Raw genomic sequence first — 24,997 nt, 5'->3', positions numbered from 1 at the left:
ATGCCAGCAGTCTTGAATAGCCTTGCACCCAAATGCCAAAGCCGCGTAAACGTGGCCACAGCGGTCCCATAGCTCAACTGGATAGAGCAGCTGACTTCTAATCAGCAGGTTCGGGGTTCGAGTCCTCGTGGGATCGCCAACATCAACACTCTGAAAACAATAGCATTTTGGCGCTGAGCGCGGTCGAAACTGCGCACCTTTGAACCGCACAGCTTCCGCCAGAGACAAACTGGCGAGAATTTCCGGCCCCGATTTAGACCGTGTTGCACCTTGGCAACTTTTCAAAAAGGGCGGCAAGGAGACGTTCGCTGCGGACGCAGAAGGACGAGAACTGAAATACAAAAGCGGACCTTTAGATGGCTGTTCCTTTGTGTCCCAAGAACGAATTCAGGATGCTAACGTCCGAATACCTGAGGTAACCATTTGGACGGGAATACCTAGGTCGTTTGGTCTCAAGCAAAACGCCCCAAATGCCGGCAGGCCTCGCACTCAGCACCTCCACGCCCGATCGGTCGGTCTAATGAAGTGGACCGCGGGCCCTTCTTCGTTGTCAGCGCGGCCTCTCTTTCAATTCACCTATTTTCTTCTGCGCGTGTCATCTACATGTCATGCAATAGGGCTACCAAAAATTCATTCGGATGAATCAAGATGACACAGAAAAACTGGCTTACTGTGAGAGACGCGCTTTCTGAAGACATTCGCCTCGGGCGTTTGGCGACGGGGGATCAATTGCCTACCGAAGCGGAACTTGCGGATAGGTTTGAGATTGGGAGGCACTCCGTGCGCCGCGGGCTTGAGGCCCTTGCGCGCGATGGCAAGATCAGCATTGAGCAAGGGCGCGGCACCTTCGTGGCAGAGGCGCCCCGACTGTCCTACCAGATCGGTCGCCGGACACGATTGCGGCGCAACCTGATCCCGCAGGGGGTCGAGGTGACAAGCGAACTTTTGTCGGCAAAGCGTATTTCCGCGCCCGATGCGATTGCAAAAGCGCTTCTTCTGAACTCTGGTGATCTGGTCATTGAAAGTCAGCGCATCACCTTGGCCAATGAGATACCTGTCGCATTCGGCGCCGCCTTTCACTGTGCCGCGCGCTTCCCAGATTTCGCGGAGCGCCGAGACCTTCTTGGGTCTACGACTGAAACATATCGCTCCTTCGGGATAGAAGACTATCTGCGCCTGCAGACTTCTATGTACGCGCGCCCTGCGAAAGTAGATGAGGCCCGTACGCTCAAACAACACCCTGACGTGCCTGTGCTGGTGGTGACCGCGGTTGATGGCACGCCCGACGGAACGCCGATTTCAACGAGCCGCGTCATATGGTCGTCAGCGCGGGTGACATTTACAATGGAGCAGTCTGATGGACGATAAGTTGAGCGTGCTCGCGCGCGCCGATGATGCGAGGCTCAAGAGGTTTGCAGAAACTTTGATCCCCCATTTGGGCGAGGTTGAAGTGGTGCAGTCTCGCAGTGGGCTAGTGATGTTGCCGATGCGCGATACCGCCGGCGGCGTGGCCTTTCACTTGGGCGAAGTCTTGATGAGTGAGGCCCATATCCGCAGCGGCGAGGCCATCGGCTACGGCATGCGGCGCGGGCATGATCTCGAAGCCTCGATGGCTATGGCGCTGGTCGATCTGGCCCTCAAAACCGACACCCACGCCGATGCCTGCTCAGCCTTTTGCGCAGCTGAGGCCAAAAAGCTTGCGGAGGCGGACGACGCCACCTTGCGCCGCGTGGAAGCCACACGCGTGAACATGGAGACGTTCTGATGCTGTCCACACCAGTTCAAAGCCCATCAGAGGCTCAGGACAACGCCGCATATGATGCACTGCTTTGGGCACTTAGCCGACCCGGGCAAACCCGCGTTCTGCCTGAGCCTGGGGAAACCTGCATCATTGGTGCCTTGCTGGACCGCGAATGCCAGGTCCATGCCGCTGATCCATTGTTGATGCCAGCCGTGATGCGAACGGGGGCCGCGCTTACCGATATCCAAGAGGCCGATCACGTATTTTTCGGCGACATGTTATCGCCCGAAGCGCTCGAGAAGGTTGTTACCGGCAGCGACCTCTATCCTGATGACGGAGCCACGGTCATTGTCCGCGCGCGGATTGGTGAGGGGCAGGCGCTGCGTTTGACCGGGCCCGGTGTAGATGGCGCGGTAACACTGCACGTGGCAGGTTTGCCCGAAGGGTTCTGGGCCGCGCGCGCGGCGCACCTGCGGTACCCGATGGGGTTTGATCTGTTTCTTTTGGACGGACGCCAGATCATTGGCGTGCCACGCTCGACACAGGTGGAGGTTCTCTAATGGCATATGTGGCAACACGCGGGGGCGAGCGCGCCATCGAACAATCCGAACGTCTGTTTCGCGAAGAAATGGGGCCTGTAGACCGCATGCGCGTCGATGAGATCAAACAGAGCATGCCCTATCTGATAGATCGGATCATGGGTGAGGCCTCTCTTTATGACGAAGACCTCGCAGCACTTGCCTTGGCACAGACGGGGGGCGAGCTTTATGAGGCCGTCTTGCTCCTGCGGGCCTGGCGTACTACTCAGCCGCGTTTGCAGGTGGCCGCGCCAATCGAGCAGGACAGGCTTTTCACGCACCGCCGCATTTCAGCGGCCTTCAAAGACATCCCCGGAGGTCAGGTGCTCGGGCCGACGCTCGATTATGCGCACCGCATTCTGGCGACCGATGTTTTGCAGGGCGAAACCTACAACCCGGAGCCGGTTGACCCAGCGCAGACCCCATCGCCAGCCTATCAGCCCAGCGTCAGCGCGTGGCAGGCAGAAAATGACCTGTTGGATCCTCCAAAGCCGGATACCACCGCCGGAAATGACATTCCTGACCTGACGCGCGAGCCTTTGCTGTTCCCATCAAAACGGGCGCATACGCTGCAAAGTCTTGCCCGCGCCGAAACGGGCGGTGTCTTGGCCTTGGGCTACGCCGCGATGCGCGGCTATGGACAGGCCCACCCGACGGTCAATGAGTTGCGGCTTGCACAGGCCGAGATCGCGGTCACCCACCCGGACGGGCGCCAGTTCTCCGCAGGTCGCGTGAAGGTGAGCCAGGCTGAGGTCGTGGATAAGAAGGGCGAAAAGCTCGGCATTGGTTATGCGGCGACCTTTGGCTGGAACGAGGTCAAGTGCATCTCTGCTGCGACGCTCGACCTGAACAGCTCCGGCGCCGAGAAGGGCTCGGCAACGGAAGAAGAGTTCTTTTTGTATCACACTGAGGGGGTCGAAAGCTCTGGCTTTTGCATTCACTTCAAACTGCCCCACTACGTCACCTTCCAATCGTCGCTTGATGCGATGCGCGATGCAAAGGCGAAAAAGGCAGCGAAGCAAACATCCTCTGATATGGAGCCCGCCGAATGAGTCTCTCAAGTCTAACAAAAGCCTGGGACGCAATGAGCTACGGCTTTCTTGATGGCTCCGCCAAACGCGAGCTGCGCCGCAAGATGTTGAAATCCGTGGCCGTGCCAGGATGCCAGATGCCCTATGCCAGTCGCGAAGTGCCGATGGCGCGGGGCTGGGGGACCGGTGGCTTGCAGGTCTCGCTGACTTTGGTGAACCCGCAGATGCGGGTGAAAGTCATCGACCAAGGCGCGGATGACAGCGTAAATGCGGCCTCGATCCGGCGCTTTATTGCGCGGGTGGCCGGAACGCCGACCACGCTGGATACGCTGGACGCGGATTTGATCCAATCGCGCCACCGCATCCCCGAGGAAATCTTGCGTGAAGATCAAATTCTGGTCCTGCAGGTGCCCAATCCTGAACCTTTGCGCGGCGTGCAACCAAATATGTCTATCGCGCGGCAGATGCATGCAGATGCCGATTACGGGCGGATGTGGTTGCAGCTTTATGAGCAAATCGTGCGCTCAGGCCGGGTGATGCAGGGGGCGTCCTATCCATCGCTAGTGAATGGCCGGCATGTTATGACGCCGTCCCCCATTCCGCGGTGGGATGTTCCCAAGCTGCATATGTCCAAACACCTAACGATCCTATCAGCCGGGCGGGAAAAACGCATTTTCGCTGTGCCGCCCTTTACGAAAGTTGAGCCTTTGGTGTTTTCAGACGTGCCCTACAAGGTCGAAGAGCACGGCGATTTGACCTGCAGCCGGTCGGGCACAAAAGGCTTTTTCATGAATGAAATTCCACAAGATAACGGAAGCTCTTCTTATGAGGTCTCCGACAGCGAATGGGGCGTCAAGACCATCCGCGCGCGGGATGAGAACTGCGAGAGCCGCGGTGAAACCTGGTACAAAGACGGGGAGATGCCGCAATGACGATCACACTTGATGCGCCGCGTCTGGTCGCGACGAAACCGCTACTAGACGTAAAGGGCGTCTCGAAATCCTACGGGTCTGTGCAGGCGGTGCGGAATGTGTCCGCCCATGCTTACCCCGGTGAAGTGCTGGGCATCGTGGGCGAAAGCGGGTCGGGCAAATCGACCCTCTTGCGCATGATGAACCTTGAAGAAATTCCGGAACAGGGACGCTACACGCTCGATCTTCCGGATGTATCCGGCAACCTGTTCGACCTTGACCGTTTTGCCCGCAGGATGCTCTGTGCCACCAAGATCGGCATTGTTTATCAGAACCCCCATCTTGGACTTTTGATGAAGCATTCGTCGTCTGGCAATGTTGCGGAACGTTTGCTGGTCGCGGGGGAGCGGAGCTTTGCAACCTTGCGGCAGGCCGCGACGGAGGCTCTGGATGCATCAGAGTTCCCACTGGACCGTTTGGACGCCCCACCGATCGAATTGTCCGGCGGTATGCAACAGCGGGTGCAACTGGCAAAAGCCATCGCGTTGGAGCCCGCGCTTTTGCTGCTCGATGAGCCTACAACGGGGCTTGATGTCAGTGTACAGGCGCTTGTGCTCGATACGCTCAAACGTCTGCAACAAGATCGTCAGATCACAATGGTGATCGTGAGCCACGATCTTGGCGTTATCCGCACGCTTGCGGACCGCGTCATGGTGATGCGGCGCGGCGAAGTTGTTGAGACGGGTCTGGCTGACCAGATTTTCCAAGACCCCCAACATCCTTACACGCAACAATTGGTGCACGCGAAACTATGACACAGGTCCTCGAAATCGAGGGGCTCAAAAAGGGCTTCTCCCTCCATCATCTTGAAAAAGATATCCCGGCCTTCGATGATATTTCCTTCAGTGTCAGTGCCGGTGAATTTGTTCTGTTGAAAGGGGCAAATGGCGCAGGGAAATCAACGCTGCTGCGCACGCTCTACCGGTCTTATTTGCCTTTGGCCGGGACGATCCGGTTTCATTCCAGCTATGGCGAAATCGACCTCGCACGTGCAGCCGATGTGGATGTCGCGCAATTGCGGCGGACCGAAATTGGTTTTGTGACACAGTTTCTGACGGCCCGCCCCCGTGTCAGCGCCGAAGCCATCGTTGCGGAGCCTTTGCGCCTTGCGGGTTGGGACGCTGAGACGGCTTTGGATGCGGCACGTCAAGCACTGCAAACATTTGGTGTGAAACCCGACCTTTGGGCGGCTTACCCGACGACCTTTTCCGGAGGCGAACAGCAAAAGGTCAATCTGGCCCGCGCGTTAATCCTGCCCCAGAAACTCTTGATGCTCGACGAGCCGACCGCGTCGCTTGACGTCAATGCCCGCGGCGCTCTGGTTTCGCGCCTGCAAGAACTCAAAGACCAAGGCACTGCAATGATCGGCGTATTCCACCACCCCGGTGATGTGGAACACCTGATCGATCGTATCATCGACTTGACACCTGACGCTTTCCCGATCGAGGAGCGAGATGATGTGGCTCTCTAATGTTAAGCTGGTCCTCGCGGATCGTATCATCGAAAATGGCGGCCTTCGCGTCGAAAGTGGCGTGATCGCAGACATCGTCGAGACGGACGGCCCAGCGTCTGGCCTGACCGTGTTCCCCGGCTTTATCGACATGCATGGCGACATGATCGAGCTGGAACTTGAGCCGCGCCCGAAGGTTGATTTCCCGATGGACGTTGCCGTCAACCATTTGGATGCACGCCTCGCGGCCGCCGGTGTGACAACGGCCTATGCTGGTGTGTCTTTTTCGCGCTCAGCAAAAGACGGCGCACGCCGCAGTTTTGCGCACACCAGCGCGATCATCCATGCCTTGAAGGAAAACCAGAAGGGCCTGCGTGTCGATCATCGAATCCACGCACGTTTTGACATAACCTACACCGATGCCATCAACGCGCTTGAAGGCCTCTTGGCCGCCGGTGCCGTAGATCTTGTGTCCTTGATGGACCACACGCCGGGCCAGGGTCAGTATCGCGATGTTGAAAAACTGATCGCCAATCGTATGGGCGGAGGCTTGAGCGAAGCGGAAGCCCGCGCCTATGTCGAAAAACGCATTGGTGACCGGGTCGCGGCGGATGTGATTTTGGACAATATCCAGACCGTCGCCTCTTTGTGCAAATCCTACGGTGTTGCCATGGCCAGCCATGACGACGACACGATCGAAAAAGCAGAGCTTATGGCGGATATCGGCACTGTTATTTCGGAATTCCCAGTCACGCTGGAGGCTGCGCAAACGGCGGTCAGACGGCACCTTATGGTTGCCATGGGGGCCCCGAATGCAATGCGAGGACAGAGCTATTCTGGCAATTTGTCGGCGCGCGAAGCTCATAAAGCCGGTTTGCTGCATATCATCGCGGCCGACTATCACCCGGCTGCAATTTTGCCGGCGATCCGTGCGCTGGCCCCGCAAGACCCGGGTGGTCTGGCTGGCGCGGTGCGGCTGGCAACCAGCAACCCAGCCCGCGCGCTGGGCCTCAACGATCGGGGTGAAATCGCGGTGGGACAACGGGCAGATTTGGCAATCGTTGATCCATCCGACCGGGTCGTTCAGACCTATTGCAATGGGGAGGTCATCTTCTCGAACGGTGCGGGACCAACTGTGACAGCAGCCCTGAAGACACCGGCTATAGCTTAATTAATAATTTACAAAAAAGACTCTTGGGCGTCACAGAGCAGAGCGACAGTCGAGGTGAAAAATTCATTCGGATGAATCGCCCATGTCACATTCTGCCCCTCCCGCTCTGACCTTAACCGGTGTCTCCAAAGTATTTGGCGAAACCCGTGCCGTCGACAACGCCACACTCAAAATAGAGCCCGGCCAATTCGTGGGCGTGATCGGCCGCTCTGGTGCCGGCAAGTCTACAATGCTTCGTCTTATCAATCGCTTGATCGACCCCACCGAGGGGTCCATTTCGTTTGGGGACCTCGAAATCACATCCCTAAAAGGCGCCGCCCTGCGCAATTGGCGCCGAGACTGCGCCATGATCTTCCAGCAGTTCAATTTGGTGGATCGGCTTGATGTTTTGACCAATGTTTTGATCGGGCGCCTCGCGGAACATGGCTTGCTCAGCTCAATGGCGATGAAGTTCACCGACGAAGAGCGGACCATGGCGATTCAGGCACTGGATCGGCTCGACCTCGTGCCACAGGCCTTGCAGCGCGCGGGCACGCTTTCGGGCGGGCAGCAGCAGCGTGTCGCCATCGCGAAGGCCCTTGTTCAAAAGCCCAAAATTATGCTGGCCGATGAGCCTATCGCGTCGCTCGACCCTGCCAATGCAACGCTTGTCATGGACGGTTTAAAGGCGATCAACAAAGAAGATGGCCTGACCGTGATGGTCAATTTGCACACGCTGGATACGGCGCGCGCCTATTGCGATCGGATCATCGCGATGCGCGGCGGCCGGGTCTATTTTGACGGCGTCGCAGAGCAGCTGACCAATGATGTTGTGCGCGACATCTACGGCCTCGAGGGCCTCAAAGAATTCAATGAAGCCGTGACATCAACCCAATCGGTTTCCTTGCCTGTTTAACCTGAAATCCACAACAGCCAAACAACTCAGAGGGATCTGACCATGAAGTACCTTGTAACCACTGCAATCGCTGCTGTGATGGCCACATCTGCCGTCGCGGAAGACTGGAAAGAAGACTACGCCGTTCTGAAATTCGGCATTCTGTCTGGTGAAAATGAACAGGACCGCTTGGAGCGCAACGAACCTTTGCGCGCTTATCTTGAAGAGACACTCGGCGTTGAAGTCGAAATCTTCACCGCGGGCAACTATGATGGCGTGATCCAGGCGATGGCCGCGGACCAGATTGAAATCGGCCGCTTCGGCTCTTCCTCCTACGCCGCGGCTTACACCGCCACAGACGGAGGTGTTGTTCCAACGCTCACGACACTCAAAAAGGACGGCACCACAGGCTATTATTCCATCGTCGTGTCGCGCTGTGACAGTGGCATCGAAAGCCTCGAAGATGCGGCTGGCATGGTTCATGCTTTTGCGGACCCGGATTCGACCTCTGGCTACGCTGTTCCTTATTTCAACATGGTGAATGGCGAAGGCTTCATCCCCGAAGAACACTTCGGCACAGTGACGTTCTCCGGCTCGCACGAAGCAGGCGTCTCTGGCGTGTACAACGGCACATTTGACACGGCTGCGACCTACATGAACAACCCGGAGAACTCCGTCTACACTCGGATGGAGAACAAAGGCATGATCGAGGCCGGCGAGATCTGCACGATCTGGGAAAGCCCTGAAATCACGTCTGGCCCTTGGACCTTCCGCTCCAACCTTCCAGAAGCGTTGATCGAGGACGTGACAGCCGCGATCGAAGGTTTCCCAGAAGCTGATCCTGAAGGCTACAAGCTGTACTCTTCCTTCGACCCAGATGACGCCAACCCGTCTGTTGGCTTCACCCGTGTGGACCACAGCCGCTATCAGTGGATCGTCGACATGCGCGCCTGGCTCGCAGATCAGCGCCGCGGCAGCTAATCCAATCTTCTGGGGCGCGGGCTTTCGTCCGCGCCCCAGTCTTTTTTCGTCTTTTCTGTGAGGAAAGAGCATGACCGCGATAAGCGACCAGGCAGTGGCGGACGCAAACCCGTTTCGGGACAGCATCGCCCAATTCGAATCTGATTTCGCCGAACAGCGGCGCCAAGCACGGCGCGCATGGATCATCGGCTCTGCCGTTTTTTTGGTCCTGTTTTACCTGACGGCTCTTCTCGGCGACTTTTTCAAAGTCACCCAAGTGACCATGCCGGATGGATCGCGCGAATGGCGTTGGATCATCCCGACCGGCCTGCCACGGCTCACAGAGTACATTGAGAAAACCATTCCCGTGATCCGGTGGGAAAGCTTCTCAGCGGATATTGCTGATTGGTTCTGGCGCTTTGACACCTGGATGAAACTGCTGCTTGAAACCATCTTGATTGCCTTTATGGCCACTGTGCTGGGCGTGTTTGGCGGCTTTGTTTTGTCTTTCCCCGCGGCGCGCAACCTTGCGCCCAACAAATGGGTGTTGTGGATCACGCGCCGTTACCTTGAAATTGCACGCACTGTGCCGGAACTTGTGTGGGCCTTGATCTTTGTGTTCTGCTTCTCGGTCGGTCCTTTCGCAGGTGTGCTGGCGATCGCGCTGCACGCCACTGGCGCCTTGGGCAAACTGTATTCGGAAGTGAATGAGAACATCGATATGGGACCGCTTGAAGGCGTGAAGGCCGCGGGCGGCACATGGTTCGATCAGATCCGGTATGGGGCGGTGCCACAGGTAATGCCCAACATCATCAGCTACACATTGCTCCGGTTCGAGATCAACGTCCGCGCCTCGTCGATCATCGGCTATGTGGGCGCTGGCGGCCTCGGGCAGGAATTTCGCACCGCGATGTCGTTTCAGGAATACACCGAACTGTCCGCGCTGTTCGTCATCATCTTCGTGACTGTTATGATCATCGACTACGGCTCGGAAAAGCTACGCCACCGCGTAATCGGGTTGGAGGCCCGCCCGTCATGACCGACCAAACGATCACTCAATCTGACATCGACGCCGCGCGCGCGCGTGTGCCACTCGCCTTTCAAGCGCCGCTTCACGTCCGGATCAGGCGGCGGGTTCTCTGGACGCTCTTCACACTCACCATGGTCTGGTGCCTGATCGATTTCGAGATCATCCGCATCGTGTTGTTCGATCCGCGCAGCGGCGAATGGGCGCCGTGGCAGACCTTTTATGAGTTCAACCGGCGTGACGAGACGTGGACCTTCGATGCTCTTCTGCCCATCCGCCGATTGATTGTGGGGATCGAGCGCTTTGGAACCGTTGCCGCATTCATGTTCCCCCCGCATGTCTGGGACAATTGGGAAGATTTTTCTGAAATCTTGAACGGCCTAGGCGAAACGCTTGCTATTGCCTTCCTTGGGACGGTTCTCGGCGTTGTTTTTGCCTTCCCTTTGTCATTCCTTGGCGCAAAGAACATCAACCGCCTGAACTGGCTGCGCCTGTCAACGCGCCGCGGCTATGATGTTATTCGAGCGTTTGAAACGCTGATCCTCGCTTTGATTTTCATTCGCGCCTTTGGCTTAGGGCCGTTGCCGGGCATTTTGGCCATTGCGGTCAGTGAAATCGGAACCTTCGCCAAACTCTTTTCGGAAGCGATTGAAAACACGTCCGAAAAACCAGTCGAGGGCGTGAAGGCCTCGGGCGGTTCGCGCCTGCAGCAAATTCGCTATGCGATCAGTCCGCAGGTGAACCCGGTCATCCTGTCGATCATACTCTACAATTTTGAATCCAACGTTCGGTCGGGAACGATCCTAGGTATCGTTGGGGCGGGCGGCATCGGATTCTTGCTGAACGACCGGATCAGCGCCTATCGCTGGGATGAGGCTTGGTCGATCATTTTCCTGATCATCGCCATGGTGTATCTGATCGACTGGATCTCGGGAGTGGTGCGCGAACAGCTCATCGGGAAGGCTGATCTTGCGAAATGACGCAAACTGCCGCTCCGAAGCCTCCTGCTGATCTGCCCAAGCGCGTTCTAATCATCGGGTCCGCCGGCTCGGGCAAAAGCACGGCGGCGCGTTTGATCGGCGCCGCGCTTGACCTGCCGGTCTACCATATGGACCGCGAGGTGTTCTGGCTGCCCGGCTGGGTGGAGCGAGGCAAAGCGGATCAAGTGGCACAGGTAAAGCGGATCGTTGCAAAGCCCGGATGGGTGTTTGAGGGCAACAATTCCAGCACCTTTGCCATTCGAGAGGCGCGCGCGGATCTGCTGATCTGGCTTGATCTGCCGCTGCCGCTGCGTCTGTGGCGGGTGATCCGGCGCAACATTCGCGGGCGAGGGGCATCGCGACCGGATATGGCAGAGGGCTGCGACGAGCGCCTCTCGATGTTGCCAGGCTTTTTGTGGTTCATCCTGCGCACTGCGCGGGGAAGCCGTCGCAAACAATCCAAGTTCTACGCCGGGACGCGGCTGCCCAAACATCATTTCCGCAACTCGATCGAGGTGGACCAATTTGTGGAGAGTCTCGCGTGAAACTTGTTGTGCTGAGCGATATCCACATTGACTATCCCGCCGACGGGCAAAAATACCCAGATAACCTGGCGCGGCTTGAGACTGCGATAGACCGCATCAACACAGCCTATTCTGACGCGGACCTCGTCGTATTTGCAGGCGATTTGGTTGATCGCGGGCGCTTCACTGAACCATATGACGTGCTCAAGGATGCGCTGGCCGGCTTGTCTCTGCGATACGCGCTGACCTTGGGAAACCACGATGATCGAGAAACTTTTTGCCGTGTCTTCGGGAAAGCGCATTGCGACGAAGACGGGTATGTTCAATCCGCCCATTCCATTGACGGAACCCATGTTATTGTCTTGGACAGCGCCGCGGATGCACCCGCGCCGGAAGGCTATAGAGGCGCGCGAGCTGCTTGGGGGCAAATCTGCACGCAGCGGCTTGAGAGGCTCAAGCAATGGTTGCAGGCGACCAACGGTGAGCCTGTCATCGTGATCTTGCACCATCCACCGCGCGAGCTCGGCATATGGGGCGACGAGCTGTTGCTACGAGAGGCCGATACGCTCATTGATATGTTGGTCGAACACGGAAATGTCCGGCAAGTGATCAGCGGCCATGTTCACAGCACCACAACAGCGTTTCATCGCGGCATTTCATTCACAACACTTGCGGGCGGCTGCACGACGGTGGTCGAGGATGTCGGACGCCGCGAAAACAGGCACCGCCGTGCAGGACCAGCCCAGATGGCCATCGTGCTGAGCGACGCGCAGCAGACCACAGTTCATTTCGACAATTATGTCGATGCCAATCAGCAGGTTCGAAAGTGAAAGCCTATCTTATCCGTCACGCGAAATCTTCCGGTCAACCGCGCGAGGCTCCTTTGAGTGACGAAGGCCGCGCACAAGCTGATGCTCTCATCCCTGTGCTCCAAGCCCTTGAAGCAGGCCCGATCTTTTCCAGTCCATATCGGCGCGCCATGGACACACTGGCGCCCTATGCGAATTCCTCCGGGCAAGAAATGACGACAATTGAGGACCTGCGCGAGCGTCATTTGTCGCCAGTCCCTTTGCCCGATTGGGAGGACCATATCCGCGCGTCCTTCAAGGATCCGGATCACTGCGCGCCGGGCGGCGAGAGCCACCGTGACCTGATGCGGCGTTGGACGGAAGCATTGTCCCACATCTCAGCCGCACAGGGACGGCCCGTTTTTGCGACACACGGGGGCATGACTGCAGCCTTGTTCCACGACCTTGATCCGTCTTTTGGGTTCGACGGTTGGAAAAGCCTTTCGAACCCCGATCTTTACGCGCTCACCCTGAAAGGGCCGCGGCTTATTCGCTTTGAACGATTAAACTTGGAGGTGTTTTCATGAGTGGAGCAGGCTCAAAAAAGCTTTTGTCAGAAAAGCCAACGATCCACGCCGACGCGCAGGTGGATGATTTCACCTTGGGGGCTTGGACAGAAGTCGGCAAAGGCACACTTCTGAAATCCGGATCTATGGGCGATTGGTCTTATATCACGCGCGATTGTCACGTGGTGTGGACGACGATTGGTAAGATGTGTTCCATCGCCAATTCGACCCGCATCAACCCCGGCAATCACCCCACCTGGCGCGCGGTGCAGCACCATTCGGTCTATCGCGCGGAGGCTTACGGGCTGGGCGAGGATGACCACGACTTTTTCGAATGGCGCAAAGCCGATTGGGTGACGATCGGCCATGACGTTTGGATCGGGCATGGCGTGACAGTCACGGCCGGTGTGACCATCGGAACCGGTGCCGTGATCGGTGCGGGCGCGGTCGTGACCAAGGACGTAGATCCCTACACCGTCGTCGGTGGTGTGCCCGCGCGCGTTATCAAACGCCGCTTTACCGAAGCACAAGCCGATGCGCTGCAAGAGATCGCCGTCTGGGATTGGAGCCATGACGCCTACAAGGCCGCGCTGCCCGATATTCGCGCGCTGGACATTGACGCTTTCATCGAAAAGTATCGTTAGATGCGTCTCGTGAAACCGTCGCTTGTCTATCTGGAACCCTACCGCGCCGCGCTTGAAACTGGGTGGTCGCCACGGACGACGCGCCCCGAGGCTGCGTCGGAAGAATTGCAAGCAATTTCCAAAGATCCAAACGCCTTTCTGGGCAAACTTGATGATCCAGAAGGGCGCGGCGATAACATTGAGCTGCCAGACGGCAGTTTCGTGAAGCGCTTACCTAGTTTTCGACGGTGGATTTGGGCGGATGGGTTTTGCGGCAGCATTGAACTTCGTTGGCAACAGGGCACTAATGCACTCCCACCGACCTGCCTTGGCCATATCGGCTATGCAGTCGTCCCCTGGCGCCGGCGCGAAGGGTTGGCAACCGCGGCGCTTGGCGCAATCTTGCCGGAGGCGAGACAAGTTGGCCTGACCGCCGTTGATCTAACTGCTGACCCTGGCAACACCGCTTCTATCCGCGTCATTGAGGCAAATGGCGGACAATTGGTTGCGCGCCGCGACAAGCTCGCGGCTCATGGCGACGGTCAAGAACTGCTGTTTCGCATAGACCTGCCTACATGATCAAAGAGCTGAAAAACCATCGATCTCTTGTCTGCGCAATCGCGCTTGGAGTTCTTGGCGGTACCCTTTTTTTCGTCCTGAACTTACCGCTGCCTTGGATGCTAGGGGCCATCATCTTCACCTTGATCGGAACATTGCTCAAATGGGACCTATCTGGCCCTGAAAAGGCACGGCCCTATGTGGTGGCGATCATTGGAGTGATGCTGGGATCGGGGTTTAAACCCGATACCTTTGATCATTTGGGACAATGGGCGGTGTCGCTGGCCGGACTTGTTTTTTGCGTTGTCGTCTCTGCTTTCATTGTCCAAGCCTATCTGCACCGGTTTGGCGGCCAGTCACGCGTGACCGCGCTGTTTAGTGCCATGCCGGGCGGCGTGGTTGAAATGGTCGAAGTTGGGCGCGCGACAGGTGGCGATGAACGAGCGATTATCTTGGCTCATGTCTGGCGCATCATCTTGGTCATTGCTGCGATCGCGTTCTGGTTTCGGCTGGTCTTGGGTTTTGAAGTTGACGGGATGATGCCGCTTTCTTCCAGCCCAGCTGGTCTACTGGATTTGCTGGTCCTTGGTCTTTGCGCCGCCCTAGGGAGCGCTTTGGGCGTGAGGTTAAAGTTGCCAGCCCCAACCTTTATCGGACCGATGGTCCTAAGCGCAGCTGCCCATATGACGGGTATCACCCACAGCAGCCCCCCACTTATCTTGGTCATCATGGCCCAGATCATCTTGGGTGTTGTTATTGGTTGTCGGTTCAAAGGCAGCCAACCCAGCGACGTCTCTCACGCACTGAGATTATCGGCGATTTCAACGGCGATCATGATGGCTGTGGCGGCAAGTTTTGCATGGGTCGTGCATTTGGTTACCGGATACAGTACCGCGCAACTGATCTTGGCCTACGCGCCCGGCGGGCTGAATGAAATGAGCCTTGTCTCTCTCGCAATCCAGGCGGACGTGGGCTTTGTTGCAACACATCATTTGTTTCGTATCGTCGCTTTGCTGGCCGTGGCCGGAACGGTCCTGGCGCGACTTGCGCAGGCCATGAACAGGGCACCTTCGGGCACCGACACGACAAATCTCTCGTGATTTTCAAATGGAAGACGGTAAACGCGAGCCGGGAGCCATAGCCCTTCGATAATGCTTCTTCTGGACATTCTTGTATTTCTTGAGGTCAGACAATGGTACCTGATCGCCTCCGATCGCATATACGCATATCATTCGAAAGAATTGTGCCTTTCGATTATGATGAAAACGCCGTTATAAATGATGCGCTTTCATGGCTCGACAGCGGGGTTGAGATATTTCGCCGACAAAAGCCAGCGACCCCACCCAAACATCTGGTGTCGTATTTCGTTCTGATAGATGGCGATCACATCTTACTGGTTGATCACATCAAAGCGGGTCTGTGGCTGCCTCCGGGCGGACATGTGGAACCGAGCGAGCATCCAAAGCGAACTGTTCAGCGCGAAATCCTAGAAGAGCTTGGCATTGAAGCTGATTTTCTGTTCCCAGACCCGCAATTCATCACCGCAACCACAACGGTCGGCAGCACCCCGGGTCATGTTGATGTGTCGCTTTGGTACATTCTGCGGGGCGACCGGTGGCAAGACCTTGCGTTTGATCGCTCTGAATTCAACCAAATTCGGTGGTTTCACCGCGACCAAGTCCCAGTTGATCGATGCGAGCCGGAACTTGAGCGCTTCTTAGTAAAGTTGTCTATTCTGCAAGGCGCTTAGCCAAAACTTAACGGGTGGACAGAGACTTTTGAACAGCAACCCACTGTTTGATCGCAGCCTGACTCGCGCCGCAGATATCAACGTGGTCTGTGGGTTCAAGGGTCTCACATGTGGGGTCAAAGGGTTTTGCAGAGGTTTGGCCGCTGCGCTTCACCCATAGAGCGCAGACTTGATTATTTCCATCCGTTTCAGCGACATAGATTGTCGTCGGCATTCCGAATCTCCGGGTGTAAATTTTCTGTGACGGTATCCTTAGATGCGCCGCAATGGCAATTGCCACCGAAGAATTTGAAGTACCCAAATTTGCGCGATGTTGCTCTTGCCCTCTCCTGAAAGTTGCAGCCGCCGCACGCCGTGTCACACAGTTGTCTCACAGTACGTCCAAGACTGTACCATGATGGAGGTCTTAGTCTTCCAAGAAGAAAATTCAAAAGTTGATGGAAGACACGCCATGGACGCGCTCCTTGAACAACAGCAGAAAACCCACTCTGGACGAACGCTTACCGGCGGACGGGTTCTGGGGCCGGATGGCCTGTTTTTGGAAGCCGATCTACATTTCGACGCAGGCGTGATCACCACGGCGCCGCCAAGTTTCCAAGGTTCTTCTCAAAGCCTTCAAGGGGCATGGCCACAACTGGACGTGTCGGACTGCTTGATCCTTCCGGGGATCATTGATGTGCACGGGGATGGGCATGAGCGCCATCTCATGCCGCGCGCCGGTGCTGATTTTCCAGAGTGGGTGGCGCTTCGGAATGTGGACCGCGAACTGATCGCCAACGGAATAACCACCGCCTATCTGGCGCAGTCTTATTCCTGGGAAGGTGAAATGCGTGGTGCAGCAGCGGCCCGATCGGTCATCGAGGGCTTGGAAAATCTGCACCCCAAACCGACCGCCGACATCCGCATTCAATTGCGCAACGAAACCTTCTACTTGGACGGAATTGACCAGTTGTTGTCTTGGCTTGAAGACGGCACGATCAGCTATGTGGTCTTCAATAACCACATTCCGCAGTTCGAACAGCTGCGGGACAAGCCTGAGCATATCGCCCGTTGGGCGGCGACCATTGGCATGTCGCCGGAAGACTTCTGGTCTTTGATGGCCAAGACGGTTGAGAACGGTGTCGGAGTGGTCGATGGTATCAAACGTCTCGCTGACGCGATGCGCCAGCTTGATGTGCCGTTCGGATCCCATGATGATCCCGACCCAGAGACGCGCCGCAGCTATCACGGACTGGGCGCGACGATCGCAGAATTTCCGCTGACGCGCGCGGCGGCCCAAACAGCACGGGATTTGGGAAATGCCATCATCATGGGCGCCCCCAATGCCCTGCGCGGGATCAGCACCTCGGGCAACGTCACGGCCCGCGAGCTGATCGAAGCCGGCCTGTGTGACGCGCTGGTTTCTGATTACTATTACCCCGCACTGTTGCATGCGCCATTCAAGCTGGCGCGCGAGGGCGTATGTGACCTGGCTACAGCTTGGGGTCTTGTGTCCTCAGGGCCTGCCCAGGCCGTAGGTCTGACCGACCGCGGCACGCTTGCCCCGGGATCTCGCGCCGACGTTGTCGTTATTCGTCAAGACGATATGGGGCGGCCGCATGTGGTCGCGAGTTTCGTTGCGGGCAAACTCGCGTTTCAAGACCGCTCTTGGGGTCTGGCCGCTTGCTCCTGCCAAGCGGGAGGACAGGGACGGCTCTGAAAGAGCTTGGGTGCTTCGAAGTTCTCTTGCCTTTTTGCGACGTCGAAACGCGTGTGGCGTTTGTTGCCCAGTCGTTCGGGCTTATACCTCCGAAGTAAGCCGGCCCCAACTTTCACAACAGTTGACTTGGGGCCGCGAGCCTTCTAGGCAAAAGGCATTGGAGAACCTCATGCCTATGCCGCGCAAAACCTATGAATACGGTTACGCCCATTTTTGGGCGCTAGACGCGTGTGGCGGCATATCTTCGATCGGTGATGCGACTTAAATCACCTTTAAAATCCCCGAAGCTACCCCGCCGCCCGTTTCCGAGGCGGCTTTTTTGTTTTTAGGAGCACGACATGTCCATTCCAAACTGCGCAAAAGCGCCTTTCTATCACTCTTTTGTCGCAACCAGCACGGCTGCACGTTGGATGAAAGAGCTTTGCGCGCGAATACGGGAAACACTGTTATGATGAGATCAGTTTTCTCAAAGGTGTTCAGTTCTTTAGCTGTCCTATCCTGTGCCACACCGATTGCAGCAGACACCAGCGGTCCAATCGCGCAGATACTTTGCGAGCCTCAAGAAATCATGCGCCGCCGCCTTGAAACCTATCACCAAGCGCAGCGGTCCTGGGCAGGTCTGCGCGGCCCCGATTCTGTCATGGAGTTGTGGGAGGACGCAGGGGGCGACTGGACCCTTGTCATCGTTTATTCTGATGGCAACCGATGCATCGTTGCGATGGGCGAGGATCTGATGCCATTTGCTGCGATGTCGCATAGCTAGACAATCGGTGCTCGGGCGCATGTTATTCGTCATGCGCCCGGGCTGCTAGGTCGTTCGTTCGAGGTGCGCTCGAATTTTGGTGACGAGATGTCCGTGGGCCTGCGCGTCGAAACGCGGCGCATCGGCCCAGGAATAGACCATCATCGCCGGAAGCCTACTCTTGTCCGCAGGTTCATTTGCATAGCGGGGGATGATATGCGTGTGCAGCGCTGGCTCCGTGTTGCCGAGTGTTTCGTAGTTGATGCGAAACGCGTCCGTTGCGGCCAGCAAAGCGTCGCCCGCCCGCAAGACATCAAGCGAATACTGGCTGCGCGCGTCTTCGGTCAGATCGTTAATTGACGGGACGACTGGATCGGCCAAAAACACGCAATATCCAGGCAAGGGCTGGACGTCTCCAATCACCAGCCAGCCGGAAGTCATCTGACGGATAACCCAGGGGTTTTCACCCCTCTTGGCCAAAGCGACGCGATCGGAGATGAGGTTCGACACTATTCAACCAATCCCAGCCCTTTGAGGTATTCAAAGCCGGTCGGAATGTCGGACTTGCGGCGCAGCTCCAGCACCAAATGCGGCGCGGAGCGACACTCTGAAAGGGCGCGGAAGACCTCTTGCCAGTGAATTTCGCCTTCGCCCGGCGCCCAGTGCCGGTCCGCATGACCGTCAAGGTCCTGCAAATGCACATGGTGCAGTTGATCGGCGGCATCGCGCACGAAATAATCCACGGGTGGCGCGCCTGACATGCGGCGCGCAAGATGGGCATGGCCTGTGTCGATGGAGAGGGCAATTGCGTCGCTCTCGAAACTGTCGACCATGGCACGGCGGCTGGCCGGGTCCACGTCGAGGATGTTTTCGATGACAAGGGTGATGCCGGCTGTTTCCGCGGCTTTGACAACCGGCGTCATGACGTCGTGAATGCGTGACAGTTTCGTTTCCCAATAGTTTGGCTTGTTCAAACGGTTCCACGCATACCAGCGGTTGAAGGGCGAATGCAGCACCATCTGCTGCGCACCAACACGTTCTGCTGCTTCCAGAGCTTTAAGAAAGCGCGCTGTGATGATCGGACGCACCTCGGGGTCTTTGTTGTCCATATCCAGCCCCTCATAAGGGCCATGGATTCCAAGTCGCCCGCTAAAGCCGCTCAGCGCCTCTTTGGCGGCGGAAATGCGGTCTTCGAATTCGGTCGAGAGGTCTTTGTGGGTACTGAAACCTTGCAGTTCAATATCGCGATCTGCATCAAACAGCCAATCGCGGTGGTCGGTGATTTCATGTGGCGCAAGGCAGGCGCCAATCTTAAGCGGTTGCATGGGCGTGTCTCCGTGGATCGGGGATGAAGAAGAAAGCAAGGATTGACATAGCACGGATCGCGGCCATCGCTGCAAACGAGACCCAGCCGCCAAAATGTTCAGTGATCAGAGCAAAGGTGAAAGGCGCCGCCGCATTCACCGACATGGACAACGTAGCGATCCAGCCCAAGCGCGCGCCGTATCCTTTGGCCCCAAACAGCGCCAAGGGCAGTGTGCCGCGTGCAATGGTTTTGATCCCGTCGCCCATTCCATAGAGTGCCGCACCGATGATCACACCGGGTACCGAGAAGCCAACAGCGAGAATCGTGCAAAACCCAGACATGGTAAGCCCGAGAGCAAGAATATAAGTCATCAGCGGGTGTAGGTTGCGGCTAAACACCATTTCCAGCATGCGGCCCACAGTTTTGAACGGCCCAATAACCGCACCTGCCACGGCGGCAAGCGCTGCGCTATGCCCCAGATCTTGGACATTTGTGACCCAAAGCGTCATCACTGCGCCCATGAGGAAGCCCGAAAAGGTAAACGAGATCACCATCCACAGCATCCCGCGCCTGCGATCGGACCCGTCCAGCAGCGGCCAGTCCTTTTGCACATTCTTGGCGGCGTCCTGCGGGTCCGTTTCTTTTCCCGACAAGGCAAAATAGTGGATCGGGACCGAAATGACCAAATACGCCACGCCTAGGACCAGCCACGTATCCCGCCAATCCAACGCATTATAAAGCGCCAAAGTGACCGGCCAAAAGATCGTCGATGCCACTCCGCCAAAAAGAGTGATGATCGAGATCATCGTCGCCGGGCGCAGCGGGCTTTCGAGCCTGACAATCGATGCAAAGGCGACATTGTAGAGCACACACATCCCGGCAGCTTCGGTCACCAAAACAACCAAGAACAATGAAGTACGCCCCGACACACCCGCAAAGGCCAAAAGCGCGAGCCCACCAACCAGAGACCCAATGGTCATGACATAGCGCCCGCCAAAGCGATCCACTAAATGCCCCGCGATCGGTGCCATGGCGCCGCCAAAAAGCAGCGAAAGGGACAAAATGCCAAAGGCCCCAGACAGCGACATGCCCAGATCATCGGCCATATGCGGCAACAAAACCGCATAGGCGTAGTACAGCGTGCCGTAGCCCATGATCTGGGTGATGCCCAACCCCATTGAAGGCCAGTAGGGGTGCAGCCTTTGGATCATCGGGCTGATTGCGCCCGGTACGCGGCGCGCCCGGCAACCCAGGTGCCTTGGACCGCTGGAGTTTGTTCTTGGGGCCAGTCCACCAGTACAAGATCCGCTCGTTTTCCGACGGCGATATCTCCTCGGTCCTCAAGACCCATAGCTCGTGCCGGACCGCTTGAGATCAGCGACCACAAGGCCAAACGATCTGCGCGTTTTTCACGATCCAAGCGGTCTACAGCGGCCAACATGGCAGGGTAGTAATAGTCGGACGCCAGAACATCACACAGGCCCTCTTCAACCATATCCCCCGCACCGAGTGAGCCGATATGACTCCCCCCGCGCACCGCGTTGGGCGAGCCGAAGATGATAAGATCGCCGTTCGCACGGGCCTGTTGCGCTGGTCCCATCGTCATCGGGAACTCTGATGTCGTGGCCCCGATCTCGTGATAGAAATTGCGGGTTTCGGCCTGCGTGTCGTCGTGGCTGAGCATCGGAATGCCTTTTGCGCGGGCTTTCGTGGCAACAGCATGAATTGTTTCAACCACATCGGGCCGCCGCTCCCAAACGCGGTGCACCAACGCCTTGTGATCATCATAGTCTAGACCAGAGCGTTCCGTGTGTTTGCGATAGCGTTTTGCGAACAGATCGGCATCATTCAGGTCAATGACTTTGAAGTCGGGGCTATGTTCAAAGGGGCGTTCCTGGATCCCGGTATCGGCGCTGCGCATGGCCATCGAAAGATGATCATTGAAGGCAAGTGATGGCGTAAGCGGCGCATCCATCGCCCAATCGAGGGTTTCCAGCGCTTCAAACGCGAAAGTCTCCCACCGCAGTTGAAACCGGTTTTCCACCGTCAAACGAGGGGCCAGATCAAGGATCGCCTGCATCATCGAACGCCCGCGCTCTACGCTCCTCAGGCCGGGCTCATAGCTAAGCGTGATCGAATGATAGGTCGTTGCGATACCGTTTGCGGCCAATTGCCGGTCAGTTTCAAGCACGGCAGTTTCCATGGGGAAAAAGACGCCGGGGCGCGGCATGACCTGCCGCTCAAAGGCATCGCCGTGCACGTCGATGAGCGCCGGCGCAAGGATCTTGCCGCGCGCATCGATCAGGGTGCCTTGAACAGGGCCGCCGATGTCGACGATCGCGCCGTCCTCCACCGTAACGGTTGTGTCTGCGATCTCACCTGGCAGGTACACATCTGCCCCCACAAAGGTCTGGATCATGCCTGCCGCTCCAAAATGAGGTGCCAATGCCAGGACCCCGGCTTTTCATGCTCACGATCTTCCATCCACATCACCTCGAACCCTTGAAAAAGGGCCAGCATTTCAACGGCACCGCAATAGTAATGCGGGTGGCGCTTGTCTGATCCGTCTTCGTCGAACACCCATGTGTTGCGGCTGATTTCCCGCGGACCATTTAGCTTTTCACGGTCGATCCATAGACGCCGCTTTGACAGCATCGTCAACAGAAACGTCCCGCCCGGCTTCAGCACCCGGCGTATCTCGCTGATTGTGTTCAGAAGGACAGTTTCATCGCCGTGGTAAATCACATTCCAGCTCAGTACATGGTCGAAAGAGGCGTTGCCAAAGGGCAAATGGTCCATTCGGCCAAGATGGGTGTGCACTCCCGTACCGGCTTTGTCGATCTCGGCCAGCCCCTCTGGGGCGGCGTCAAGTGCCGTCATTTCGAAACCAGCAGCTTGTAGAGACAAGGCATGTCGCCCAACTCCTGCCCCAAGGTCAAGAATGGCAGCGCCTTGTGCCAAACCCTCGGCCCAGCGTTTGACATCAGGCTCAGGCGTCAGCCATTTGGAGCCTTCCTCGATCTCGTCCCAGATTTTGCTCCAATGTTGGTGTGCAGTGTCGGTCTTGTTGATAGCGGTCAACGTTGTTCTCCGATGATCTTGGTTCGGGCCCAGCCCGAAAGGTATTCTATTGAGATGACCACGACAGCGATCATCAAAATAACAGTCATGGCGGTTGGGTAGTCAAAGAGATCAAAGCCCACTTTGAGCTCAATCCCGATGCCGCCAGCCCCGACCAGGCCAAGGATGGTTGAGGAGCGCACGGCCTTTTCCGTCGCAAACAGCGAGGTCGATATGAAGGCTGGCATCGCGGCAGGGATCGTGGCGCAGGCAACCACGTCCAACTTGCGCGCACCTGTGGCGGTCAGGCTTTCTGAGGGGCCTTTGTCAGCCGCTTCCATGTCATCGGCAAAAAACCGGCCACAAAACCCGATGGTGTCGATTGCAATGGCGAGCATGCCCGCAAAGGGTCCAAGACCTACGGCCACCACAAAGACCAAAGCCCAAGCGATATCGGGGACAGCCCGGATAAAACCGAGGCCCGTGCGCACGACTTGGTTGACCCAATTGGGTGCAATCAACCCTCGGGCCGCCAAAAGGGCAACCGGCACGGCAAGGATCACACCAGCCGCGGCACCCGCGAAAGCGATTTGCAGGGTTTCAAGCATCTTCCAGCCCAGCCGCGACAAGACCTTCGGGTCCAGGTTCGGGGGAAACGCGCGGTCGAGAAAATCGGCAAAGCGCGGCGGGGATGAGATCACTTTTTCAAGAGAAAACCCGGCCCCGGCAAAAGACCACAGGATTAAGGCCACCCCGGCGGCATAGCCCAAAAAGGCAAGGGCTGAGGGGCGTTCGTATCGGGCGGGGAGCCGTCTGGGATGAGACATGGAGTGAGATGCGTCAGTCATAGAGCCCTCGCAATTTTTCTGCGCTCAGCCCATCGGCGCGCGCGTCCAGCGGCATACCGCCATTCGCGAGGCCAAGAACCCGGTCGCCATAGCGCAGCGCATGGTCGATGTTGTGGGAAATAAAGATCACCGTGACGCCTTCCCGGCGCGCAAGATCGAAGAAGACGTCCATGACATCTTCGCCAGCAGCGGGATCCAGAGAGGCGGTCGGTTCATCCGCAATCAGGATTTTGGGCTTGCCGACCAGGGCGCGGGCGATGGCCACACGTTGAGACTGCCCACCAGACAGCCGGTCTGCCCTCCGCTCAGCGAGATGCGCAAGGCCTACCTTCTCCAGAGCGTCGAGAGCGGCCTGCCGCGACGCGGCGGGCGCGAAGCTCTGGCTCCAATGGCGCGGGCCAGGTTTTTGACCGAGTAGCCCCTGAACGACATTCGACAGAACAGACAGGCGTGGCACGAGGTTGTGCTTTTGACTGACGAGACCCATCTGCGCGCGCATGCTTCGCAGCTGTGCGGAACGCGCGCTGCCTACGTCTGTTCCCAGCACATCAATGACACCTGCATCAGCCGGTATCAGCCCCATGAGGCAACGCAGCAAGGTCGATTTCCCCGTGCCATTGGCGCCAACGATCGCTACGGCTTCACCGCGCGACAGGCCAAAAGAGACATCCTTGAAGATAGGCGTCCCCGAAAAGCTCTTGGTGAGCCCGGTCACACGCAGATCTACAGGTAAAACCGGGGCAAAGACGTCTGCCCCGGCTCGATCTGGCTGCGCACCGGGCGCGACCAGCGTTTCAAGACCGGAATTAGTCACCGATGAAATTGTCGAACTGAGGGTAGCCTGCGTTCGAGTACATCGAACGGACGTAATCATAGGCGCTGTCTTCGATTTCCACGAGATCCATGCCGACATATTTGTCATTCTCTTCGTGGGCCGTAATGCCTGCGATGATGCTGTCCTTATTCTCGATGATGGCTTGCTGCACTGCTGCTGCCGCATCGCCAGGCACATGGGCACCGACCATGATCATGTCGTTGGGCAAATCGCCAGAGCGCGCCAGAATGCGGAAGAAGCCATAAGGCAGATCCGTTTCAGCGTTGCGCACGTTCAGCCAGCTGCCGGCGTTTGAGCCAAGCGCATCCACATCGCCATTCTTCAACGCTTCATGGGCGATGTTGCGGCTGGTGTGCATCACTTCGATATCGTTGATCGGGTCGAGACCGTGGTCAGCCAGAACCTGCATCGGGCACAGCATGTTGGACGTGGAGCCAATATCGCCGAAGGCAACCGTCCGGCCTTCTAGATCAGCCACAGTGTTGATGCCGCTGTCCGCCCGCACAACGATCGCGCAGTGGTAGTCAGGGCGGCCAAGGCCGACAATCGGGGTGGCGTTGGTCAGTTTGTTGATGACGACATATTCGGCGGGACCGGATACGACAAAGTCCACAGTTTCGCCGCGCAGCGCTTCGGCCGCAGCGGTCCGGGAGTTGACGGCATAGAATTCAAACGTATCGCCAGTAGCAGTTTCCAAGGCTTCCTTGAACGGACCCCACTCAAGCTGAAGACGTTCCATGCCCTCAACATCAGTGACGGCGAGTTTCCAGGTTTCAGCCTGAGCTGCGACCGCGGCGATCATCGCGAGCGCCGTGCCCGCCAATACGGAATGAAGTTTCATTGCGATTCTCCCTAAATGAAATTCATTCGAATGATTCTCTCGGGATGAAACGACTGCGCGACACTTGCGTGACA

Annotated in this window: 29 protein-coding genes and 1 tRNA gene; 22 read left to right on the top strand and 8 right to left on the bottom strand. The window is 57.4% G+C overall.

Annotated elements, in window-relative coordinates:
* Positions 1-62 precede the first annotated feature (62 nt).
* From ACEQWH_RS00205 to ACEQWH_RS00100, 22 genes are all read left to right on the top strand, one after another.
* Positions 63-139, top strand: a tRNA-Arg gene (locus ACEQWH_RS00205).
* Between the two features lie 509 nt (positions 140-648).
* Positions 649-1,368: a phosphonate metabolism transcriptional regulator PhnF gene (phnF, locus tag ACEQWH_RS00200; RefSeq protein ID WP_370227150.1), complete on the top strand. Its 720-nt coding sequence runs from the start codon at positions 649-651 to the stop codon at positions 1,366-1,368.
* Positions 1,358-1,765: a phosphonate C-P lyase system protein PhnG gene (locus tag ACEQWH_RS00195; RefSeq protein ID WP_370227147.1), complete on the top strand. Its 408-nt coding sequence runs from the start codon at positions 1,358-1,360 to the stop codon at positions 1,763-1,765. The genes phnF and ACEQWH_RS00195 overlap by 11 nt, the downstream gene beginning before the upstream one ends.
* On the top strand, positions 1,765-2,301 hold the full coding sequence (phnH, locus tag ACEQWH_RS00190; protein WP_370227145.1) for a phosphonate C-P lyase system protein PhnH: 537 nt from the start codon (positions 1,765-1,767) through the stop codon (positions 2,299-2,301). Before ACEQWH_RS00195 ends, phnH begins: the two co-directional genes overlap by 1 nt.
* Entirely contained in the window at positions 2,301-3,371 is a 1,071-nt protein-coding gene (locus ACEQWH_RS00185) for a carbon-phosphorus lyase complex subunit PhnI (RefSeq protein WP_370227143.1), read from the top strand. Before phnH ends, ACEQWH_RS00185 begins: the two co-directional genes overlap by 1 nt.
* Positions 3,368-4,282, top strand: coding sequence for an alpha-D-ribose 1-methylphosphonate 5-phosphate C-P-lyase PhnJ (locus tag ACEQWH_RS00180; protein WP_370227140.1), 915 nt, complete (start codon positions 3,368-3,370; stop codon positions 4,280-4,282). The genes ACEQWH_RS00185 and ACEQWH_RS00180 overlap by 4 nt, the downstream gene beginning before the upstream one ends.
* On the top strand, positions 4,279-5,076 hold the full coding sequence (locus tag ACEQWH_RS00175) for an ATP-binding cassette domain-containing protein (RefSeq protein WP_370227138.1): 798 nt from the start codon (positions 4,279-4,281) through the stop codon (positions 5,074-5,076). The genes ACEQWH_RS00180 and ACEQWH_RS00175 overlap by 4 nt, the downstream gene beginning before the upstream one ends.
* On the top strand, positions 5,073-5,792 hold the full coding sequence (locus ACEQWH_RS00170) for a phosphonate C-P lyase system protein PhnL (protein ID WP_370227137.1): 720 nt from the start codon (positions 5,073-5,075) through the stop codon (positions 5,790-5,792). The genes ACEQWH_RS00175 and ACEQWH_RS00170 overlap by 4 nt, the downstream gene beginning before the upstream one ends.
* Positions 5,779-6,942, top strand: coding sequence for an alpha-D-ribose 1-methylphosphonate 5-triphosphate diphosphatase (locus ACEQWH_RS00165; protein WP_370227136.1), 1,164 nt, complete (start codon positions 5,779-5,781; stop codon positions 6,940-6,942). Before ACEQWH_RS00170 ends, ACEQWH_RS00165 begins: the two co-directional genes overlap by 14 nt.
* Positions 6,943-7,024: 82 nt before the next feature.
* A complete protein-coding gene (gene phnC / locus ACEQWH_RS00160) occupies positions 7,025-7,837 on the top strand; it encodes a phosphonate ABC transporter ATP-binding protein (protein WP_370227134.1) in 813 nt (270 codons plus the stop codon).
* A 42-nt stretch (positions 7,838-7,879) separates the two neighbouring features.
* On the top strand, positions 7,880-8,797 hold the full coding sequence (gene phnD, locus ACEQWH_RS00155) for a phosphonate ABC transporter substrate-binding protein (RefSeq protein WP_370227132.1): 918 nt from the start codon (positions 7,880-7,882) through the stop codon (positions 8,795-8,797).
* Between the two features lie 70 nt (positions 8,798-8,867).
* Positions 8,868-9,815: a phosphonate ABC transporter, permease protein PhnE gene (gene phnE, locus ACEQWH_RS00150; protein ID WP_370227129.1), complete on the top strand. Its 948-nt coding sequence runs from the start codon at positions 8,868-8,870 to the stop codon at positions 9,813-9,815.
* On the top strand, positions 9,812-10,783 hold the full coding sequence (gene phnE, locus ACEQWH_RS00145) for a phosphonate ABC transporter, permease protein PhnE (RefSeq protein ID WP_370227127.1): 972 nt from the start codon (positions 9,812-9,814) through the stop codon (positions 10,781-10,783). The genes phnE (ACEQWH_RS00150) and phnE (ACEQWH_RS00145) overlap by 4 nt, the downstream gene beginning before the upstream one ends.
* The gene (locus ACEQWH_RS00140) at positions 10,780-11,328 is read left to right on the top strand and encodes an AAA family ATPase (protein ID WP_370227125.1); all 549 of its coding nucleotides are present in this window, start codon (positions 10,780-10,782) and stop codon (positions 11,326-11,328) included. Before phnE (ACEQWH_RS00145) ends, ACEQWH_RS00140 begins: the two co-directional genes overlap by 4 nt.
* A complete protein-coding gene (locus ACEQWH_RS00135) occupies positions 11,325-12,137 on the top strand; it encodes a metallophosphoesterase (RefSeq protein WP_370227123.1) in 813 nt (270 codons plus the stop codon). Before ACEQWH_RS00140 ends, ACEQWH_RS00135 begins: the two co-directional genes overlap by 4 nt.
* Positions 12,134-12,682: a histidine phosphatase family protein gene (locus ACEQWH_RS00130; protein WP_370227122.1), complete on the top strand. Its 549-nt coding sequence runs from the start codon at positions 12,134-12,136 to the stop codon at positions 12,680-12,682. The genes ACEQWH_RS00135 and ACEQWH_RS00130 overlap by 4 nt, the downstream gene beginning before the upstream one ends.
* Positions 12,679-13,305, top strand: coding sequence for a DapH/DapD/GlmU-related protein (locus ACEQWH_RS00125; RefSeq protein ID WP_370227120.1), 627 nt, complete (start codon positions 12,679-12,681; stop codon positions 13,303-13,305). The genes ACEQWH_RS00130 and ACEQWH_RS00125 overlap by 4 nt, the downstream gene beginning before the upstream one ends.
* Positions 13,306-13,863, top strand: coding sequence for a GNAT family N-acetyltransferase (locus ACEQWH_RS00120; RefSeq protein ID WP_370227118.1), 558 nt, complete (start codon positions 13,306-13,308; stop codon positions 13,861-13,863).
* A complete protein-coding gene (locus ACEQWH_RS00115) occupies positions 13,860-14,942 on the top strand; it encodes an AbrB family transcriptional regulator (protein ID WP_370227116.1) in 1,083 nt (360 codons plus the stop codon). The genes ACEQWH_RS00120 and ACEQWH_RS00115 overlap by 4 nt, the downstream gene beginning before the upstream one ends.
* 143 nt (positions 14,943-15,085) lie before the next feature.
* Positions 15,086-15,592: an NUDIX domain-containing protein gene (locus ACEQWH_RS00110; RefSeq protein WP_370227114.1), complete on the top strand. Its 507-nt coding sequence runs from the start codon at positions 15,086-15,088 to the stop codon at positions 15,590-15,592.
* 451 nt (positions 15,593-16,043) lie between these two features.
* Positions 16,044-17,291, top strand: a complete 1,248-nt coding sequence (locus ACEQWH_RS00105) for an alpha-D-ribose 1-methylphosphonate 5-triphosphate diphosphatase (protein ID WP_370227112.1) — start codon at positions 16,044-16,046, stop codon at positions 17,289-17,291.
* A 448-nt stretch (positions 17,292-17,739) separates the two neighbouring features.
* Positions 17,740-18,054 (top strand): hypothetical protein, encoded by a 315-nt coding sequence (locus tag ACEQWH_RS00100; RefSeq protein ID WP_370227110.1) that lies wholly within the window; start codon positions 17,740-17,742, stop codon positions 18,052-18,054.
* Positions 18,055-18,099: 45 nt separating this feature from the next.
* Here ACEQWH_RS00100 and ACEQWH_RS00095 read toward each other — a convergent pair whose 3' ends face one another.
* The 8 genes from ACEQWH_RS00095 to ACEQWH_RS00060 are packed head-to-tail and all read right to left on the bottom strand — an operon-like array spanning position 18,100 to position 24,923.
* Complete coding sequence (locus tag ACEQWH_RS00095; RefSeq protein WP_370227108.1) at positions 18,100-18,543, bottom strand: HIT family protein; 444 nt, start codon at positions 18,541-18,543, stop codon at positions 18,100-18,102.
* Positions 18,543-19,358, bottom strand: a complete 816-nt coding sequence (locus ACEQWH_RS00090) for a sugar phosphate isomerase/epimerase family protein (RefSeq protein ID WP_370227106.1) — start codon at positions 19,356-19,358, stop codon at positions 18,543-18,545. The genes ACEQWH_RS00095 and ACEQWH_RS00090 overlap by 1 nt, the downstream gene beginning before the upstream one ends.
* The gene (locus ACEQWH_RS00085) at positions 19,345-20,550 is read right to left on the bottom strand and encodes an MFS transporter (protein ID WP_370227103.1); all 1,206 of its coding nucleotides are present in this window, start codon (positions 20,548-20,550) and stop codon (positions 19,345-19,347) included. The genes ACEQWH_RS00090 and ACEQWH_RS00085 overlap by 14 nt, the downstream gene beginning before the upstream one ends.
* Positions 20,547-21,758 (bottom strand): alpha-D-ribose 1-methylphosphonate 5-triphosphate diphosphatase, encoded by a 1,212-nt coding sequence (locus tag ACEQWH_RS00080; protein ID WP_370227101.1) that lies wholly within the window; start codon positions 21,756-21,758, stop codon positions 20,547-20,549. Before ACEQWH_RS00080 ends, ACEQWH_RS00085 begins: the two co-directional genes overlap by 4 nt.
* Complete coding sequence (locus ACEQWH_RS00075; RefSeq protein ID WP_370227098.1) at positions 21,755-22,420, bottom strand: class I SAM-dependent methyltransferase; 666 nt, start codon at positions 22,418-22,420, stop codon at positions 21,755-21,757. The genes ACEQWH_RS00080 and ACEQWH_RS00075 overlap by 4 nt, the downstream gene beginning before the upstream one ends.
* On the bottom strand, positions 22,417-23,247 hold the full coding sequence (gene phnE / locus ACEQWH_RS00070; protein WP_370227096.1) for a phosphonate ABC transporter, permease protein PhnE: 831 nt from the start codon (positions 23,245-23,247) through the stop codon (positions 22,417-22,419). The genes ACEQWH_RS00075 and phnE (ACEQWH_RS00070) overlap by 4 nt, the downstream gene beginning before the upstream one ends.
* Positions 23,240-24,061, bottom strand: coding sequence for a phosphonate ABC transporter ATP-binding protein (locus tag ACEQWH_RS00065; protein ID WP_370227095.1), 822 nt, complete (start codon positions 24,059-24,061; stop codon positions 23,240-23,242). The genes phnE (ACEQWH_RS00070) and ACEQWH_RS00065 overlap by 8 nt, the downstream gene beginning before the upstream one ends.
* Positions 24,054-24,923, bottom strand: a complete 870-nt coding sequence (locus tag ACEQWH_RS00060; protein WP_370227093.1) for a PhnD/SsuA/transferrin family substrate-binding protein — start codon at positions 24,921-24,923, stop codon at positions 24,054-24,056. Before ACEQWH_RS00060 ends, ACEQWH_RS00065 begins: the two co-directional genes overlap by 8 nt.
* Positions 24,924-24,997: the final 74 nt, after the last annotated feature.

It is taken from the genome of Cognatishimia sp., from assembly GCF_964229375.1.
Classification (GTDB): Bacteria; Pseudomonadota; Alphaproteobacteria; order Rhodobacterales; family Rhodobacteraceae; genus Cognatishimia.
This window is presented reverse-complemented; position numbering and strand designations above follow the sequence as displayed.